General features: G+C 78.1%; 17 protein-coding genes. 12 read left to right on the top strand and 5 right to left on the bottom strand.

Annotated features, from left to right (window positions below; all coding sequences use genetic code 11):
• Positions 1–38: 38 nt before the first annotated feature.
• The 6 genes from TEK04_RS04755 (at position 39) to TEK04_RS04730 (ending at position 4,022) form a co-directional block, all read left to right on the top strand.
• Entirely contained in the window at positions 39–305 is a 267-nt protein-coding gene (locus tag TEK04_RS04755; RefSeq protein ID WP_336403166.1) for a hypothetical protein, read from the top strand.
• The gene (locus TEK04_RS04750) at positions 305–838 is read left to right on the top strand and encodes an SAV_6107 family HEPN domain-containing protein (protein ID WP_336403165.1); all 534 of its coding nucleotides are present in this window, start codon (positions 305–307) and stop codon (positions 836–838) included. The genes TEK04_RS04755 and TEK04_RS04750 overlap by 1 nt, the downstream gene beginning before the upstream one ends.
• Before the next feature lie 88 nt (positions 839–926).
• Entirely contained in the window at positions 927–1,688 is a 762-nt protein-coding gene (locus tag TEK04_RS04745; RefSeq protein WP_336403164.1) for a class I SAM-dependent methyltransferase, read from the top strand.
• 65 nt (positions 1,689–1,753) lie between these two features.
• Positions 1,754–2,521 carry a methyltransferase domain-containing protein gene (locus TEK04_RS04740; RefSeq protein WP_336403163.1) on the top strand — a complete coding sequence of 256 codons (768 nt, stop codon included), beginning with the start codon at positions 1,754–1,756 and terminating at the stop codon, positions 2,519–2,521.
• A complete protein-coding gene (locus tag TEK04_RS04735; RefSeq protein WP_336403162.1) occupies positions 2,518–3,666 on the top strand; it encodes an alkaline phosphatase family protein in 1,149 nt (382 codons plus the stop codon). Before TEK04_RS04740 ends, TEK04_RS04735 begins: the two co-directional genes overlap by 4 nt.
• A complete protein-coding gene (locus tag TEK04_RS04730; RefSeq protein WP_336403161.1) occupies positions 3,663–4,022 on the top strand; it encodes a (2Fe-2S) ferredoxin domain-containing protein in 360 nt (119 codons plus the stop codon). The genes TEK04_RS04735 and TEK04_RS04730 overlap by 4 nt, the downstream gene beginning before the upstream one ends.
• On the opposite strand, the gene TEK04_RS04725 is transcribed toward TEK04_RS04730, so the two are convergent.
• From TEK04_RS04725 to TEK04_RS04715, 3 genes are all read right to left on the bottom strand, one after another.
• A complete protein-coding gene (locus TEK04_RS04725) occupies positions 4,019–5,032 on the bottom strand; it encodes a ferredoxin family protein (protein ID WP_336403160.1) in 1,014 nt (337 codons plus the stop codon). The genes TEK04_RS04730 and TEK04_RS04725 overlap by 4 nt on opposite strands.
• Complete coding sequence (locus TEK04_RS04720) at positions 4,983–6,269, bottom strand: cupin domain-containing protein (protein WP_336403159.1); 1,287 nt, start codon at positions 6,267–6,269, stop codon at positions 4,983–4,985. The genes TEK04_RS04725 and TEK04_RS04720 overlap by 50 nt, the downstream gene beginning before the upstream one ends.
• A gap of 62 nt (positions 6,270–6,331) precedes the next feature.
• Positions 6,332–6,583 carry a BatC protein gene (locus TEK04_RS04715; protein ID WP_336403158.1) on the bottom strand — a complete coding sequence of 84 codons (252 nt, stop codon included), beginning with the start codon at positions 6,581–6,583 and terminating at the stop codon, positions 6,332–6,334.
• 147 nt (positions 6,584–6,730) lie between these two features.
• On the opposite strand from TEK04_RS04715, the gene TEK04_RS04710 reads away from it, so the two are divergent.
• The 6 genes from TEK04_RS04710 (at position 6,731) to TEK04_RS04685 (ending at position 11,688) form a co-directional block, all read left to right on the top strand.
• Positions 6,731–7,699 carry an acyl-CoA dehydrogenase family protein gene (locus TEK04_RS04710; protein ID WP_336403157.1) on the top strand — a complete coding sequence of 323 codons (969 nt, stop codon included), beginning with the start codon at positions 6,731–6,733 and terminating at the stop codon, positions 7,697–7,699.
• Positions 7,696–8,460 (top strand): PIG-L deacetylase family protein, encoded by a 765-nt coding sequence (locus TEK04_RS04705; protein ID WP_336403156.1) that lies wholly within the window; start codon positions 7,696–7,698, stop codon positions 8,458–8,460. Before TEK04_RS04710 ends, TEK04_RS04705 begins: the two co-directional genes overlap by 4 nt.
• Before the next feature lie 7 nt (positions 8,461–8,467).
• A complete protein-coding gene (locus TEK04_RS04700) occupies positions 8,468–9,073 on the top strand; it encodes an SAM-dependent methyltransferase (RefSeq protein WP_336403155.1) in 606 nt (201 codons plus the stop codon).
• Positions 9,070–9,774 carry a glycosyltransferase family 2 protein gene (locus TEK04_RS04695; protein ID WP_336403154.1) on the top strand — a complete coding sequence of 235 codons (705 nt, stop codon included), beginning with the start codon at positions 9,070–9,072 and terminating at the stop codon, positions 9,772–9,774. Before TEK04_RS04700 ends, TEK04_RS04695 begins: the two co-directional genes overlap by 4 nt.
• A 43-nt stretch (positions 9,775–9,817) precedes the next feature.
• Entirely contained in the window at positions 9,818–11,077 is a 1,260-nt protein-coding gene (gene dinB, locus TEK04_RS04690) for a DNA polymerase IV (RefSeq protein WP_336403153.1), read from the top strand.
• Between the two features lie 212 nt (positions 11,078–11,289).
• The gene (locus TEK04_RS04685; protein ID WP_336403152.1) at positions 11,290–11,688 is read left to right on the top strand and encodes an SCO2097 family morphological protein; all 399 of its coding nucleotides are present in this window, start codon (positions 11,290–11,292) and stop codon (positions 11,686–11,688) included.
• Between the two features lie 112 nt (positions 11,689–11,800).
• On the opposite strand, the gene TEK04_RS04680 is transcribed toward TEK04_RS04685, so the two are convergent.
• Both TEK04_RS04680 and TEK04_RS04675 read right to left on the bottom strand, forming a co-directional pair.
• Complete coding sequence (locus TEK04_RS04680; protein ID WP_336403151.1) at positions 11,801–14,089, bottom strand: transglutaminase TgpA family protein; 2,289 nt, start codon at positions 14,087–14,089, stop codon at positions 11,801–11,803.
• A complete protein-coding gene (locus tag TEK04_RS04675; protein WP_336403150.1) occupies positions 14,086–15,465 on the bottom strand; it encodes a DUF58 domain-containing protein in 1,380 nt (459 codons plus the stop codon). The genes TEK04_RS04680 and TEK04_RS04675 overlap by 4 nt, the downstream gene beginning before the upstream one ends.
• Position 15,466 lies beyond the last annotated feature (1 nt).

The raw sequence follows: 15,466 nt of genomic DNA, 5'->3' as shown, positions 1-15,466 counted from the left end.
CGCGTTCGAACTGGTCGTTGGGGGAGGCGGTGGCTGCGATGAACCAGGTGCTGGTCGGTGCAGGGGGTTGCACGGTGGAGGAGGTGCTGGTCGAGCGGGGCACGGCTGGGCCGGTGCGGTTCTGGCGGGGGCAGGGGCGGTACGAGGTCGGCCAGCTGGTCGAGCACCGGGCCGAGGTCGACCGCCAGGTGTGGCGGGTCGAGGCGGTCCGGGCCGGCCGGTCGCGCACCACGTTCGCAGGGGTGTTCGACCTCGCGTGGGAGCCGTTCGACGACCGCTGGACGCTCGTGCGGGTGCACGACTGATGGGCGCGGTCCGGGTCCTCTCGCCCAGTCAGCTCGCTCTCACCCCGCCGCTGCCGCCGGCCGCGGCCCAGCTGCTCGGCCAGGCCCACCGGGGGCTGGCGGAGGCCCAGGCCACGCCCGACGCAGGATGGCGTTACGCCACCGCCCACCTGGCCGCGCTGCGCGGGGCCGCCGCGGTGCTGGCCGCGCGCACCCGGCCCGAGCCGGGGCGTCGCCGCCCCCGCAGCGCCTGGGTGCTCATCGGCCAGGTGGCCCCCGAGCTGGGGGAGTGGGCGGCCTTCTTCGCCGCCGGCGCCGCCAAGCGGGCGGCCGCCGAGGCCGGGTTGTCCTCCGCGGTCACCGAGCGGGAGGCCGACGACCTGGTCCGCGACGCGGGGGCCTTCCTGGCCGTCGTCGAGGTCGCCCTGGGGCGGTCGGCGGGGGAGGCGACCCCTCGCGCAGACGCAGGGCCCGGTCCGGGGCTGCCCGGGTCGTCGTCGGGTCCACCCGTGGCGCGCCCGGCGGCGCCGGTGATGCCGCTCCGCCGGCCGTGAACGACGACCGGGCCGACGACGGTCCTCCGACGTTGCCGATCCGGCACCGTTCCTTGCCCCCGGTGCCGCCGCCGCGCAGGGTCGTCGCATGGCCACCCCGCACACTGCGCACGACCACGGCAGCGACCACCAGCACCCGAACGACCCCGAGCAGGAGCACCAGCACGGGCACCAGCACGGCGGGGGCGACCAGCGCAACGCCTGGTCCGAGACCGACCCCGCCCTGTGGTTCACCGAGAGCTTCTGGGACGACCGCTACCGCGAACGCCCCATCTGGTCCGGCAACGCCAACCAGCGCCTGGTCGAGACCGCCACCGACCTGACGCCCGGGCGCGCGCTCGACGTGGGCTGCGGTGAGGGTGGCGATGCCCTGTGGCTGGCCGCCCGGGGCTGGCAGGTCACCGCCACCGACGTCTCGCCGGTCGGCCTCGAGCGGGCCCGGCAGGCCGCCGAGGCCGCCGGGGTGGCCCACGCCATCACCTGGGAACACGCCGACGGCCGCAGCGACTGGACCCCGGCGCCGGCGGCCTACGACCTGGTCACCGTGTCCTTCGTGCAGTTCCCCCGGCACGAGCTGGTGGCCTTCCACCGCAAGCTGGCCGCCGCGGTCGCCCCCGGCGGCACCCTGCTGATCACTGCCCACCACGCCGACAGCCACGCCGGCGAGGGCACGCCGTTCACCGCCGACCTGTTCGCCACCGCCGCCGAGATGGCCGCCGGGCTCGACCTGGACGACTCCTGGGAGGTCAGCGCCACCGACCCCACCCGCGACGCCGTGTTCCCGCCGGGACCCGACGGCCAGCTCATGACCGTCCGGGACGCGGTGCTGCGCGCCACCCGGCGGCGCTGACGCCGGCGCCGGGGCGGGGAGCGGTGTCGTCGCCCCCGGCCCCGGCGCCGTCTAGGGTCGCCAGGGTGCCGCAGTCCGAGAACCCGTCGCCCGGCTCGACCGGGAGCACCGAGCCCCCGGTCCGCACCGCCGCCGCCTGGGCCGCCCTCGACCCGCTGGTGGGGGGCGCCCCGCTGCAGGTGCTCGACGTCGGCGGCGGCGCCGGGGTGTTCGCCGTCCCGCTGGCCCAGCTCGGCCACACCGTCACCGTCGTCGACACCTCCGCCGACGCGCTCGCCACCCTGCGCCGCCGGGCCGACCTGGCCGGCGTCGCCGAGCGGGTCCGGGGCGTGCAGGGCGACGCCGACCAGCTCGGTGACGTCCCCGCCCCCGGCGGCGGGTACGACCTGGTGCTCGTCCACGCCCTCCTCGAGGTGGTCGACGACCCGGCGGCCACCCTCGCCGGCATCGCCGCGGTCACCCGTCCCGGCGGGCACGTCAGCGTCATCGCGGCCAACCGGGCCGGGGCCGTCCTCGCGCGGGCGCTGGGTGGCCACCCCGTCGAGGCCCGCGCCCTGCTCGGTGACCAGGACCCCGCACCGTCCCGGTCCCGCACCCGACCCGCCCGGCGCCGGTTCGACCCCGACGAGCTGCTCGGCCTGGTCCGCGCGGCCGGTTGCACGGCCAGTGGCTGGCGGGGGGTGTCCGTCGTCGCCGACCTGCTCGAGGCCACCTCGGGGGCCGACCCGGCGGCGTTGCGCCGCCTCGAGCTGGACCTGGCCGGCACGTCGCCCTACCGCGACGTCGCGACCGGGCTGCACGTCGTCGCCACCCGCACCGCCGGGCAGCCGTGACGCTGCCCGCCGACCTGCACCGCCCCGAGTACGGCGCGCGCACCCTCGTCGACGTGCTGCCGTCGGTGGCCGCCGCCCTCGGCGTGCCCGGTCCCGACCCGCTCGGGCTGGCGCAGGTCCTCGGGGACGCCCGCCGCGTCGCGGTGCTGCTCGTCGACGGACTCGGCGCCGACCTGGTGCGGGCCCACGCCGCGACCGCCCCGGTCCTCGCCGGCCTGGCCACCCCGGTCGGCGACCTGCAGGCGCCCTGCCCCAGCACCACCCCGGTCAGCCTCACCAGCCTCGGCACCGGGCTGCCGCCGGGCAGCCACGGCGTGCTGGGCTTCGTCACCGACGTGCCCGGCGCCGACCGACCGATCACCCACACGCAGTGGACCGACGACCCCGACCCGGTCACCTGGCAGGCCCGGTCCACGGTGTTCCAGCGGGTGGCGGCCGCGGACGTCCCGAGCACCGTGGTGGGTCCCTACGCCTACGCCACGTCCGGTCTCACCCGGGCGGCCTACCGCGGCGCGCGCTACGCCCCCGCGGTCAGCCCGGGTGACCTCGCGGCCGGTCTCACCCGCTCCCTCGCCGCCGACCGGCGCGCCCTGGTGTACGGGTACCACGCCGAGCTGGACCTCACCGGCCACGTCCGCGGCGTGGACTCCCCGAGCTGGCGCCAGCAGCTGGCCCACGTCGACCTGCTCGTGGCGCAGGTCCTCGACGCGCTGCCCCCCGACGCCGCCCTCGTGGTCACCGCCGACCACGGCATGCTCGACGTCCCGGCCGACACCCGCCTCGACGTCGACGCCACCCCGACCCTGACCGCCGGGGTGCGGCTGCTGGCCGGGGAGCCGCGCGCCCGCTACGTCCACGCCGTCCCCGGGGCCGAGGCCGACGTCCTCACCGCCTGGCGGGCCGAGCTGGGCGACCGCGCCTGGGTGGTCAGCCGCGACGAGGCCGTGGCCAGCGGCGTGTTCGGTCCGGTGGACGACGCCGTCGTCGCCCGCATCGGCGACGTCGTCGCCCTCGCCCGGGGCACCTGGGCGCTGGTGGCGACTCGGCAGGAGAAGGTCCCCTCGATGCTGGCGGCCTACCACGGCTCGCTGACCGCCACCGAGCTCGCCGTCCCGCTGCTGGTGGCCCGGGGGAGTGCGCTGTGACCGGTCCGTTGCTCACCGTCTGCCGGGGGTGCTGCTGCGGCCGGGCCGAGAAGCACCCCGAGCTCGACCACCGGGCTCAGCTCGCCGCGTTCCGGCGGGGCGGGGCCACGGTCCGGGTGGTCGACTGCCTGGACGCCTGCGAGCGGTCCAACGTGGTCGTGGTCAGCCCCAGCCCGGCCGGGCGGGCCGCCGGGGCGCGACCGGTCTGGCTGGGCGGCATCCTCGACGAGGAGCGCACCGCCGACGTCCTGCAGTGGGTGGCCGACGGCGGCCCGGGCGTGGCCGACCCGCCGGACTTCCTGGACCTGCAGTTCTTCAGCCCGTCCCGCCGCGTGCGCAACGAGGCCCAGCTCTAGCCGACGCCGCCGGGGTGCACGGGGGCCGGGTGCACGGAGACCAGGTGCCAGGTGCGGAACCTGCCCGGGGTGGTCGCTGCGCAGGTGAGGCGGCGGGAATGGGCCGACAACCGGCTGTCCAGCACGACCACCACGTCGCCGTCCGGGCCGGTCATCGTCACCGTCCACCGCTGCGCCCCGTCGGCGTCGGCGCCCGGTGTGGCCACCCCGGTGACCGGCAGATCGGCGACGCCGACCGACCCCAGCTGCTCGCGGGCGAACTGCTGGGCCGCCTGGGCGGGCGGGGTCAGCCCGGCTCGGCCGCGCAACCCGGTGAGCAGCACCTCGCCGCGCCGGTGCGCCTCGACCAGGTCCCCGCCGTCCTCGGGCACCTGCCCGTAGAGGTGGCCGGTCGGCAGCACCAGGACGTTGGCGGCGAACCGGTCGCCGCCGAGGTGGCTGGTCTCCCAGACGTCGCCGTCCAGCGCCCGGGCCAGAGGCCGGCCCCGGACGGCGCAGCAGGCGTCGTGCCCGCCGTGGGTGCACACCAGGAACGTGGGCTCCGTCGACGGAGAGCCCACCGACCCGTCGAGGGGCACCTCCAGCAGCTCGGCGTCGGTGTCCCGCACGGACCAGCGCACCCAGCACGCACGCACGTCGGCGACCGCCCAGCGACCTCCGGCGTCGGCCAGCCGTCCCCCCGGCCGGCGCACCATCTGGATGCGCAGCCCGGCCTCCCGGGCCCGCTGCGCGAGCAGCGGTGCGACCACCGGGTCGAACCGCGACTGCAGCAGGGCGTCCCGCCCCCACGGGCCTGGTTGCTCGACGAGCAGCCAGCGCCGCGCGGGGGGTGCGGTCGCGATCGGTGAGTCGCCGGCCAGCAGCGCCTGCACCGAGCACCGCCCCTCGTCCAGCCGACCGCTGGGCCGACGGCGGGGGGCGTCGCCGGGGTGCTGGCAGTACGGGTCCTGCGGTGCTGCGTCAGGCACCTCGTCCGGCGCCGGGTCCGTGCTCGTCGCGCCCGTGGTCATCGACCCCATGATGCACAGGGAGCGCGGGGCCGGGGGTGGCGTCGGGCACCGCGGCCACGGACTCCACCACGAGCCGGCGGGCGAGGGTCAGCTGCTCCTCGGCGGACAGCCCGGGCAGGTCGGCCACCTTCAGCTCCCCGACGGCCAGCAGCTCGGCAACGGCCGGGCGCTGGGTGAGGGGGAACCGGCGGTGCTGACGGCCGGTCACGAGCACGACCTCGTCGCCGACGGCCTCCCGCAGCTGGGTCCGCAGGCGCGGGCGCAGCCGCAGGACCGTGTCGGGGGTGAGCGCGGCGGCGGCGGTGGACTGCGCGAGCGGCGACACGGGCTCGGGGCGCACCTGCGCCCACGTGCGCGACCGCAGCCGGTCGGCCACCTCGGCGGGGTCCACCCGGTCGAGGGCGGTGCGCAGGCCGGTGAGGACCGCGGCCACGTCGTCGGCGGTGGTGCCGGGTGCCGACAGGTCGACCCCGAGCGGCAAGGACGCGCGCAGGGCCGGGTCGTCGGTGGCCAGCGTGCGCACCAGGTCCAGCGCGGACTCCACCGCGCCCCACCGGGTCACGCTGTGCACCCCGATGGTCAGGTGGGCGCTGATCTCGCCGAGGGCCACGGCCGAGTGCAGGTACCCGCGCGGCAGGTAGAGCGCGTCGCCGGGCCGCAGGACGGCGTCGATCACCGGCTCCTCCTGCGCCCGCGCGGCCACGGCCTGGGCCCGCTCGCCCCAGGGCTGCGTGCGCAGCGGGTCGGTCAGCACCGGCTCGTGGATGGTCCAGTGCTTCTCGCCGGCCACCTGCAGGACGAAGACGTCGTGCACGTCGTAGTGCGGGGAGAAGCCCTGCGAGGACGGCGGGGTGATGTAGGCGTTGACCTGCGTGGGGTGCCCGAGGTCGGCGGCCAGCTGGTCGGCGAACTCGATGAGCGGTGGCCACAGCCGGTGCAGACCCTGCAGCACCACGGTGGAGCCCTCGCTGAACAGGCGCAGCACGGCGTCGGAGGAGACCTGGTCGGCCACCTCGGCGCCGGCGCCGCCGGAACCGGTGAACCGCTGGGTGTCGACGACCTCGCCGTTGCGGGCGATGCGGAGGAAGGGGGTGCGCAGGCCGCGGACGGACAGCAGCTCGTCGACGTCGGCCAGCGTCAGCAGGTCGGAGAAGTCACGGCCCAGCTCCGCAGCGCTGGTCAGCAGGGGGCGGCGCGACCAGTGCTGCTCGGCGAAGACCTGCGGGTCGACGCCCACGCAGCGCCGCAGGGCCGGGCGGGGGTCGTCCCCCGCCCGGCCCTGCGAGGTCGGGGTCGCGCTCAGGCGGAACCGTCCGCGCCGCCGTCGTGCTGGCCGGGGGTGCCGCCACCGGCACCGCTGTCGGCCGGGCCCTCGGCCGAGCCGTCGGCCCCGCCGTCGTGCTGGCCGGGGGTGCCGGCGCCGGCACCGCTGTCGGCCGGGCCCTCCGCGCCGCCGTCGGCGCCACCGTCGTGCTGGCCCGGGGTGCCCTCGCCGGCACCGCTGTCGGCGGGACCCTCGGTGCTGGTCATGTCGTCGTCGTCGAACGCCACGGTTCCTCCATCGGACTTCGTCGTGCGGCCGCCGGACGGCGGGCCCGGACCAGCAGTACCGCGACGATCGTCGGGATACACATGCCGTTGCCGGTCGCTGCGGCCCGGTTGATTCGGACCCCTCGCGGCGGGGGTAGCGGCCCGCTCGTGGACGACCGCGCACGGTGGGACGACGACGTCGCCCGCACCTCCTCCGCCTTCACGGCCCTCCTGGACGCCGGGTGGTCCCCACCGCTCCCCGGTGGGGGCGCGACCGCCCGGCGGTGGGCCGCGCTGGCCGAGCTGGGCGCCCGCGACCTGCCGCTGGCCCGGCTGGCCGAGGGCCACGCCGACGCCGTGGCCGTGCTGGCCGAGCTCGACGGGCCGCCACCGGCGGCGGGCGAGCGGCTGGGGGTGTGGGCGGCCGAGCCGCCGACCGGACGGGTGGCCGCCCGGCGGGTGGACGGCGGCTGGGTGCTCAGCGGGACCAAGCAGTGGTGCTCGGGTGCGCGGGCGTGCACCTCGGCGCTGGTCACCGCGCACGCCGACGACGGCCGCCGCCTCTTCCTGCTCGACCTGGACGCTCCCGGTGTCGCCCCGCGCCCCGGCGGGTGGGTGACCGCCGGCATGGCCGGCAGCGACACCGCCGACGTCGAGCTCGTCGACGCCCCGGCCCGCCCGGTCGGCGGGCCCAGGGCCTACCTCGACCGACCCGGGTTCTGGCACGGCGGGATCGGGGTGGCCGCGGTGTGGGCCGGCGGGGCCCACGGCGTCGCCACCGCGCTGGCCGACGCGGTCGCCGCGGCGACCGATCCGCACCGCGACGCGGCCTGGGGTGCCGTCGACGTCGGCCTGCACGCCCTCGACGCCGCCCTCGCGGTGGCTGCGGCCGAGGTCGACGCCGACCCCGGGGACCGTGCGGGGACGGCGGCGGCCCGGGCGCACCGGGTGCGCGGGTTGGCCGCCCGCACCGGGCTGGAGGTGCTCGCCACCGTCGGCCGGGTGCTGGGTGCCGGGCCGGCCGCCCACGACGGGGCGCACGCGGCGCGGTCGGCCGACCTCGAGGTGTACCTGCGCCAGCACCACGGCGAGCGCGACCTCGCCGCCCTCGCCGAGCACCTGCGGGCCACCCGGTGACCGGGCAGGGGTCGGTGCCCGCCGCCGGGCACCGGCCGGGTGCCACACCCGAGCACGTGTGGTCGGCGTGGTCCCCGGACCGGCCGACGTGGGTGCCCGACCCGGCGTGGCGACGGGTCGTGGTCTGCGCCGCCCACCCCGACGACGAGGTGCTCGGCGTCGGCGGCACCATGGCGCTGCTGGCCGGTGCCGGGGTCGAGCTCCACCTGGTGGCGGTCACCGACGGCGGCGCCAGCCACCCGGGCAACCCGGTCCTCGGCCCCGCCGAGCTGGCCGCGGCGCGGGTCGCCGAGTCCGACCACGCGCTGACCGCGCTCGGCGCCGGGCCGGTCCGGGTCACCCGGCTCGGGCTGCCCGATGCCGGGGTCGCCGCCCACGAGGCAGAGCTCGCCGTGGCGCTGCGGCCGCTGCTGGCCGGTGCCGACGCCGTCCTCACCACCTGGACGGGGGACGGTCACCCCGACCACGAGGCGGTGGGCCGGGCCGCCCTGGCCGCCGCCGGGGACGCCGCCGGGGACGCCGCCGGGGACGCCGCGGTGTGGCAGTACCCCGTGTGGACCTGGCACTGGGCCGTGCCCGACGACCCCCGCGTGCCCTGGGCCCGGGCGCACGAGGTGCCGTTGCCGCCCTCGGTGCGGGCGGCCAAGCAGGCGGCGGTCGCCTGCTTCACCACCCAGGTGCACCCGCTCGGCCCCGACCCCGCCGTGCTCCCCCCGGAGTTCCTCGCCCACTTCGACCGCGACCACGAGGTGCTGTGGTGATGCCCCGATGACGCTGCCGCCGGCCTACTTCGACGACCTGTACGCCGCCGCCGACGACCCGTGGTCGTTGCGCACCCGCTGGTACGAGCGGCGCAAGTACGCGCTGAGCGCGGCCGCCCTGCCGCGCGAGCAGTACGGCGACGGGCTCGAGGTCGGGTGCTCGGTGGGTGAGCTGACCGCCGTGCTGGCCCCCCGTTGCGCGCGGATGACCGCTTGGGACGCCAGTGCGGCGGCGGTGGCCACCGCCGCCGCCCGCAACCCCGGGGTGGCGGTCGAGCGGCGGGTCGCCCCGCGCGACCGGCTGCCCGTGGTCGACCTGCTCGTCCTGTCGGAGGTCCTCTACTACTTGGCCCCGTCCGACCTGGCCGTCCTCGTGGAGCAGGTGCGGACGGCGGTGCGCCCCGGCGGGACGCTGCTGGCGGTGCACTGGCGGCACCCGGTGGCCGACTACCCCCAGACCGGCGACGCGGTGCACGCCGCGCTGCGGACGGCGCTGGACTGGCCCCGGGTGGCCGCCCACGAGGAGCCGGACCTGCTGCTGGACTGCTGGGTGCGGGCCGCGGCCGGGGACGGGCGGGCGGCGTCGGTGGCCGCGGCCGAGGACCTCTGGTGACCCCGGAGCTCATCGGCGTCGTCGTGCCCGCCCGCGACGAGGAGGCCTCCTTGCCGGCCTGCCTGGCCGCCCTCGACCGCGCGGCCCGGCACCCGGAGGTGGCCGGGACGCCGGTGCTCGTCGTCGTGGTCGCCGACCGGTGCACCGACGGGACCGCGGCACTGGCGGCCGCCGCCGGGGTGCGGGTGGTGGAGTCGGCGGGGGAGACCGTGGGCGACGCCCGGCACGCCGGCGCGCTGTCCGTGCTGGCCGAGGGGGTCCGCCCGGGGCGGGTGTGGCTGGCCAGCACCGATGCCGACAGCCTGGTGCCCGAGGGGTGGCTCGCGCTGCAGCGGGCCGCCGCGGAGTCCGGGGTGGCCGCGCTCGCCGGGCTGGTCCAGGTCACCGACTGGACCGGGCACCCGCCGCACGCGGCCGCGGCCTTCGCCGACGAGTACGACCGGTGGCGTGCCGGCGGCGCCGGGGCCGTGCACCCGCACGTGCACGGGGCCAACCTGGGCGTGCGCGGGGACGCCTACCTCGCCGTCGGCGGCTTCCCGCCGCTGGCGGTCTCCGAGGACGCCGCGCTCGTCGGTGCGCTGGCGCTGACCGGCGCGACGGTGCTGCGCACGCCCTGCTGCCCGGTCACCACGTCGGCGCGCCGCACGCCGCGCGCGCCCGGGGGATTCGGCACCGACCTGGACCGGCTCACCGGCGACTGACCGGCTACGCTGTCGAACACACGTTCGACGTCAGGGGTGCTGGGTGAACCGTGCCGAGGGGTGCCGGGTGCTGCACGTCGACATGGACGCGTTCTTCGCCAGCGTGGCGGTCCGCCAGGACCCGGCACTGGCCGGGCGACCGGTCATCGTCGGCGGCGCCGGCGGCCGGGGCGTGGTCACCTCGGCCACCTACGAGGCCCGCGCCTTCGGCGTCCGCAGCGCCATGCCCACCGCCCGCGCGCTGCGGCTGTGCCCCCAGGCCGTCGTCGTCCCCGTCGACGGAGCACTGATCGGCGAGGCCTCCCGCGGCGTGATGGCCCTCTTCCGCACCATCACCCCGCTCGTCGAGCCGGTGAGCGTCGACGAGGCCTTCCTCGACGTGGCCGGCGCCGGTCGCGGCCTCGGCGACCCCGCCGACGTCGCCGAGCTGGTGCGGGCCCGGGTGTTCGACGAGCAGGGCCTCACCTGCTCGGTCGGGGTCGCCCCCACCAAGTTCGTGGCCAAGGTGGCGTCGGCGCACTGCAAGCCCGACGGCCTGCTCGTCGTCCGCCCGGCCGAGGTCGTCGGGTTCCTGCACCCGCTGCCGGTGCGCGCGCTGTGGGGCGTCGGCCCCAAGACCGAGGAGTCGTTGCGCACCCTGGGCCTGCGCACGGTGGCCGACCTCGCGCAGGTGCCGCTCGACGTCCTGCAGCGCACCGTCGGGCCGGGGTCCGCACGGCACCTGCACGAGCTCGCCTGGGGCCGCGACCCGCGGCGGGTCGTGCCCGACGACCCCGAGAAGTCCACCGGTGCCGAGGAGACGTTCGGCACCGACGTCGCCGACCGCCGCGTCGTGCACCGCGAGCTGCTGCACCTGGCCGAGCGCACCGCGGGCCGGCTGCGGTCGGCGGGGTACCTGGCCCGCACGGTCAGCCTCAAGGTGCGGTTCACCGACTTCACCACCATCACGCGCTCGCGCACCCTGGCCGTGCCCAGCGACGTCGGCCAGGAGCTGTACGGCACCGCCCGCGAGCTGTTCGACGCCCTCGGCCCCGACGTCGGCCCGGTGCGGCTGGTCGGCGTCCGCGCCGAACGGCTCACCCCGGCCGACGCCACCGCCACCCAGCTGGTCCTGGGTGCCCGCGAGCACGGCCGACGCGACGCCGAACTGGCCGCCGACCGGGCGGCCCGCCGGTTCGGCGCGGGCGCGGTCCGGCCGGCCACCCTGCTCCGGCGGGACGGGGTCACCGGGCGTTCGCAGCCCGCCCCCCGACCCGAACGGGTCCGCCCCGGACCCCGCCGCGCAGGGCCGCCGGTGCCGTGAGCCGCGCCCGGTCGGACCAGCGGCGCCCGGGAACGGCACCGCGCACCGCGACGTTCCCCGAGTGCGCGCATCGCCCTCCCGGGTGGTTCGCGGACCGACATCCTGCCTCGGGGGCGGCTCGCCTTTCGCACCCGTGCGCAGGCTCGTATCCTCGGACGTGCTGTCGGCGACTCGCCACCGGCAACACCGAAGGTTGACCTCAGGAGGTCGTCGTGCCGCTCTCCGAGCACGAGCAGAAGTTGCTGGAGCAGATCGAGCGCGCGCTCGTCGACGACGACCCGAAGTTCGCGTCCCAGGTGCGCAGCAGCGACCGGCGCCGGGGCGCCCGCCGCAAGCTCCAGCTGGGGGTTGCGCTCGTCGTCGTCGGCCTGGCCCTGCTCGTCGGCGGGGCGGCCCTCCCGTCGGTGCCGCTGGGGGTCGTCGGCTTCCTGGTCATGCTCGCCGGCGCAGGCCTCGGGGTGCTCAACTACAAGCACGCCACCGGCGCGGTGCCCGCGGGCCAGAACGGGTCCGGTGCGGCCACGCCCGGCACCCGCGGTGCCGCCAAGGCCCGCAAGCAGCCCCTCAAGGACCGCCTCGAGGAGCGTTTCCGCCGCCGCTACGACCAGTGACGCGGCGCTGACCGCGGTCGCCCGGGGCGCGCTGGTCCGGGTGCCCGGGGGCGGCTGCCGCTGAGGTCGCCCGCCCTCCTGCGTGACCGGTCCACGAGGTCCGGCCGCGCCGTCAGGCGGTGTGCGGTGCCCGGACCGGGCGGTGGGTGCGTAGCCGGTCGCGGGCCGCGGTGACCAGCGACGGCGGGAGCAGCCGAGCACGCACCCGTGCGCGGCGGGTGCTGGAGCGCCGCAGCGCGGTCTCCACGGACCGCGCCGCGGGCACCAACCCGGGCGAGGGCGCCGGTGCCGGCGCGTAGACCTCCCGCTCCAGGGCGTCGGCCAGCACGGCGACCGCGGCCGATGCTGCCGGACCGGTCCGGTCGAGCAGGTCCCGCCCGAGCTGCCGGGGCGTGCCGGTCGCGCGCAGCGGGGACCCGAGGTCCGTCGCCACCGCGGACAGCTCGTCCCACACCGCACCCGGGTCGCCGGCGGCCCACCGCCGGCGGGCGACGGCCCAGCGCACCAGTCCGGGAGCGGCCAGCAGTGCCAGCACCCCCAGGCCGGACCCGCCCCACCCGGCCACCGCCGCCCACGGCAGGCCACCGGTGGGCCCGGGCGCGGCGACCGGGGAGAAGGCGTCGTCGCGGTCCAGCTGGGCCGACGGCGCCGCCGGCGCCGCGGAGGTGGGCGCGGCCGCGGCCGCGGACTCCGCGGCGGCGACGTCGGCCCGGGTCGCCCACGGCAGGTTGACCGCGCGGGCCCCCGCGATCGGGGTGGGGTCGAACGGCACCCACCCGAGGTCGGCGTAGAACACCTCCACCCACGCGTGCGCGTCCCCGGTGGTGACCACCCGCGACCCGTCGGGCTGCAGCTGCCCCGGGGTGTAGCCCAGCACCACCCGGGCGGGGACCCCCGCTGCCCGCACGAGCACCGCCATGGCCCCCGCGTACTGCTCGCAGTAGCCGCGGCGCCGCTCGAGGAAGTCGGCGAGGTCGTCACCGGTCGTGCCGGGGGAGGTGCTCAGGCTGTACACGAACCCGTTGGCCCGGTCGGTCAGGAAGTCGAAGACCGCACGCACCCGCTCGTCGGGGGTCCGCGCGCCGACGGTGAGCTGCCCGACCAGGGTCTGCACCCGCGGGTCGAGGTCGGGCAGCGCGGTGAAGGCCTGCTGCACCGGGTCGTCGGCCGCGAGCGCGGCGGCGGTGGCCAGCTGCTCGTCGGTCGGGCGGGCCTCGCGGGCCAGCTCCTGCCAGGTCAGGCCGGCGGTGCGGGTCCCCTGGCGGCCGAACACGGTGCCGCTGGTGGGGTCGACCCGCCAGGCGTCGGCGTCGGAGTCGGCGACCGTGACCTCGGCGGGGGAGGAGAACAGCGGCAGGAACCGGTCGTCGTGGGCCAGCGACGTGATCCGTGCCTCGACCGCACGGTTGGGCACGGCTCGGGAGAGGGGGAGGAGGACGTCGTCGGCGGTGGACCGGCTGCCCTCCAGCGTGCCGATGCCCCACCCGTCGTCGGTGTAGGTGTCCAGGGCGACCGCGCGCAGGTAGGCCGGGTCGGGGACGTCCACCTCCACCCGCAGCAGGTCGACCGGGTCGGGCTGGGTGAGCTGTCCGCGCAGGGCAGCCTGTGGGTCCAGCGACGTCCCGGTGCTGGACCCGCCCGGCCCCGCGCCGCTGTCCAGCCCGGCCGTGAACGAGCCCTCGGCCAGGGTGGGGATGACCACCGGCAGCAGCAGCCCAGCCAGCACGGCGAGGGCCCCCAGGCGGACCGCGGGCAGCGCACCGGTGCCCGCGAGCACGCCGGGGCCCGAGCGCTGCCGATCGGCCAGCCGCATCCGCTGGTCGGCCCACAGCAGCAGCGCCGTCGCCAGCGCCGGGCCGAGGAACACCAGCAACGACACGTCGCCGGTCGTGGTGGCCACCGGGACGCAGCACAGCACCAGCACGGCCAGGGTGCCCGCAGCCGGTTGCCGTCCGCCGACCGCGACCAGGTCGGCGACCAGGGTCAGGGTGCCGACGAGGAGGGTGGCCAGCGCGACCAGCCCGGCCACCGGCAGCACCGGCGTCGCCTGCTGGCGGACCTCGACGAACCCCGAGCCCAGGACCGCGAGCAGGTCCGCGGTGCTGCCCGTGGTCGGCAGCACACCCAGCACCGCGCGCCCGGGGGCGAACACGACGGTGAGGGTGGTCAGCAGCACGAGCACCTGCACCACCGGCACGGCGAGCTCGACCAGCACCGACCCCGCGCGACCGGACCGGTCGGCCACTGCCCGCACCAGCGCACCGGACAGGGTCACCGCCAGCACGGCGAGCACGGTCGAGGGCAGCCAGCGGCTGGTGGCGTAGACCGGGGTGAGCGCCAGCGACCCCAGCACCATGGCCACGGCCACCGCGGCCGAGGTCCCCCACCGGCTCCCGTTCACGCCGGCACCGCCCGGGGTGCCGGCGCGGGCCCGGCCAGCCGGGCCCACACCGTCTCCACCGCGTCCCGCGGTCCGGCGGTCACGACCCGCCACCCCGCCGCCCGCAGCGCCGCGACGGCCTGCTCCTGCTGGTCCTGCAGCTGCGCGCGGGCCGCGGCCGAGAGCGCGTACCGGCGCGCGCCGGGGCCGCCGGTGACCGCGTCCCGCCAGGCCAGCACGTCGACCAGGACGGCGACGTCGCTGCCCGGACCGGACCTCGCCCGCACCAGGGCCGCCGCCTCGGCCGGGCCGACCGCACCCAGCAGGCACACCACCGGACCCTGGTCGGCGCCCCGCCGCAGGGCGTCGAGGCCGGCGTCGAGGTCGGTCGACCGGGACGGGGAGAGGGCCGCCAGCCGTTCGGCCAGCCCCGGCCGGTCCAGCGCTCCGCCGGCCACCTCGCCCAGGTCGGTGAGCAGACGCAGGTCGGCGCCGCGGGCCAGCAGGTGGTCCCCGATGCTCGCCGCCGCCTCCACCACCCACTCCAGGGTGTCCGGCGGCGGGGCCGGGTCCCCGGGTGGTCCGTCGGCCAGCGCCCCGCCCAGCGCACCGCCCAGCACAGCGCCCAGTACGTGGGCCCGCTGCCGGGTGTCGACGACCAGGCTGGCCGAGGAGCGCCACGGCTTCTCCTCCAGGCGCACCATGAGCTCGCCGGTGCGCGCCGTGGCCCGCCAGTGCACCTTGCGCAGGTCGTCCCCGCGCCGGTACTCGCGGGTGCTGACGTCGTCCTCGCCGTGCACGGCCAGCGAGCGCCGGGCGCCGGCCGCGCCGCCCCCGGCACCGCCCAGGAGGGCCACCGGGTCGAGCGGACGCACCCGCGGCACGACGGTGAGCGTCGCGGTGTCCACCCCGGAGGTGGTGCGCAGGACCAGCCCGAAGGGGTCGACCAGCCGCAGCCGCAGCGGCCCCAGGGGCAACCGGCCGCGGCGGGCGCCGTGCACGCGGTAGCGCAGCGCCGCGGTCGCCCCGGCCGGCAACCGCTCGACGAGGAACCGCGGCCGGTCGCCGAGGTCGGCCGGCAGCTGCTCGCTCACCGCCCACAGGCCACCGGGACGGCGGTCGGTGTTGGTCACCTCGAGGAGCACGTCGGCGTCCTGCCCGCGGGGCACCCGCGCCGGGGTGACCGTGCGGCGGGAGGCCAGCCGGAAGCGTGCCCGCACGACGCCCACCGCGGCCAGGGCCGGCAGGGCGAGCAGGAACACCGCGACCTGCACCAGCGACCGCTCACCCAGCAGCACCCCGAGCAGCACGAGGGTCACCCCGGCGGCCACCAGGCAGCCGCCCCGCAGGGTCAGGCTCGAGGTGAGGTCGGCCAGCCGGCCGCGGCCCGCGCGCACG

Source organism: Klenkia sesuvii (assembly GCF_037083825.1).
Classification (GTDB): Bacteria; Actinomycetota; Actinomycetes; order Mycobacteriales; family Geodermatophilaceae; genus Klenkia; species Klenkia sesuvii.
Note: the sequence above shows the minus strand (reverse complement) of the source record. Positions and strands in the feature narration are given on the sequence as shown.

What these genes read in the sequence shown, in the direction of transcription:
- TEK04_RS04755 (WP_336403166.1), top strand. Translation starts at nt 39, where the DNA reads ATGAACCAGGTGCTGGTCGGTGCAGGGGGTTGCACGGTGGAGGAGGTG.
- TEK04_RS04750 (WP_336403165.1), top strand. Translation starts at nt 305, where the DNA reads ATGGGCGCGGTCCGGGTCCTCTCGCCCAGTCAGCTCGCTCTCACCCCG.
- TEK04_RS04745 (WP_336403164.1), top strand. Translation starts at nt 927, where the DNA reads ATGGCCACCCCGCACACTGCGCACGACCACGGCAGCGACCACCAGCAC.
- TEK04_RS04725 (WP_336403160.1), bottom strand. Translation starts at nt 5,032, where the DNA reads ATGACCACGGGCGCGACGAGCACGGACCCGGCGCCGGACGAGGTGCCT.
- TEK04_RS04700 (WP_336403155.1), top strand. Translation starts at nt 8,468, where the DNA reads ATGACGCTGCCGCCGGCCTACTTCGACGACCTGTACGCCGCCGCCGAC.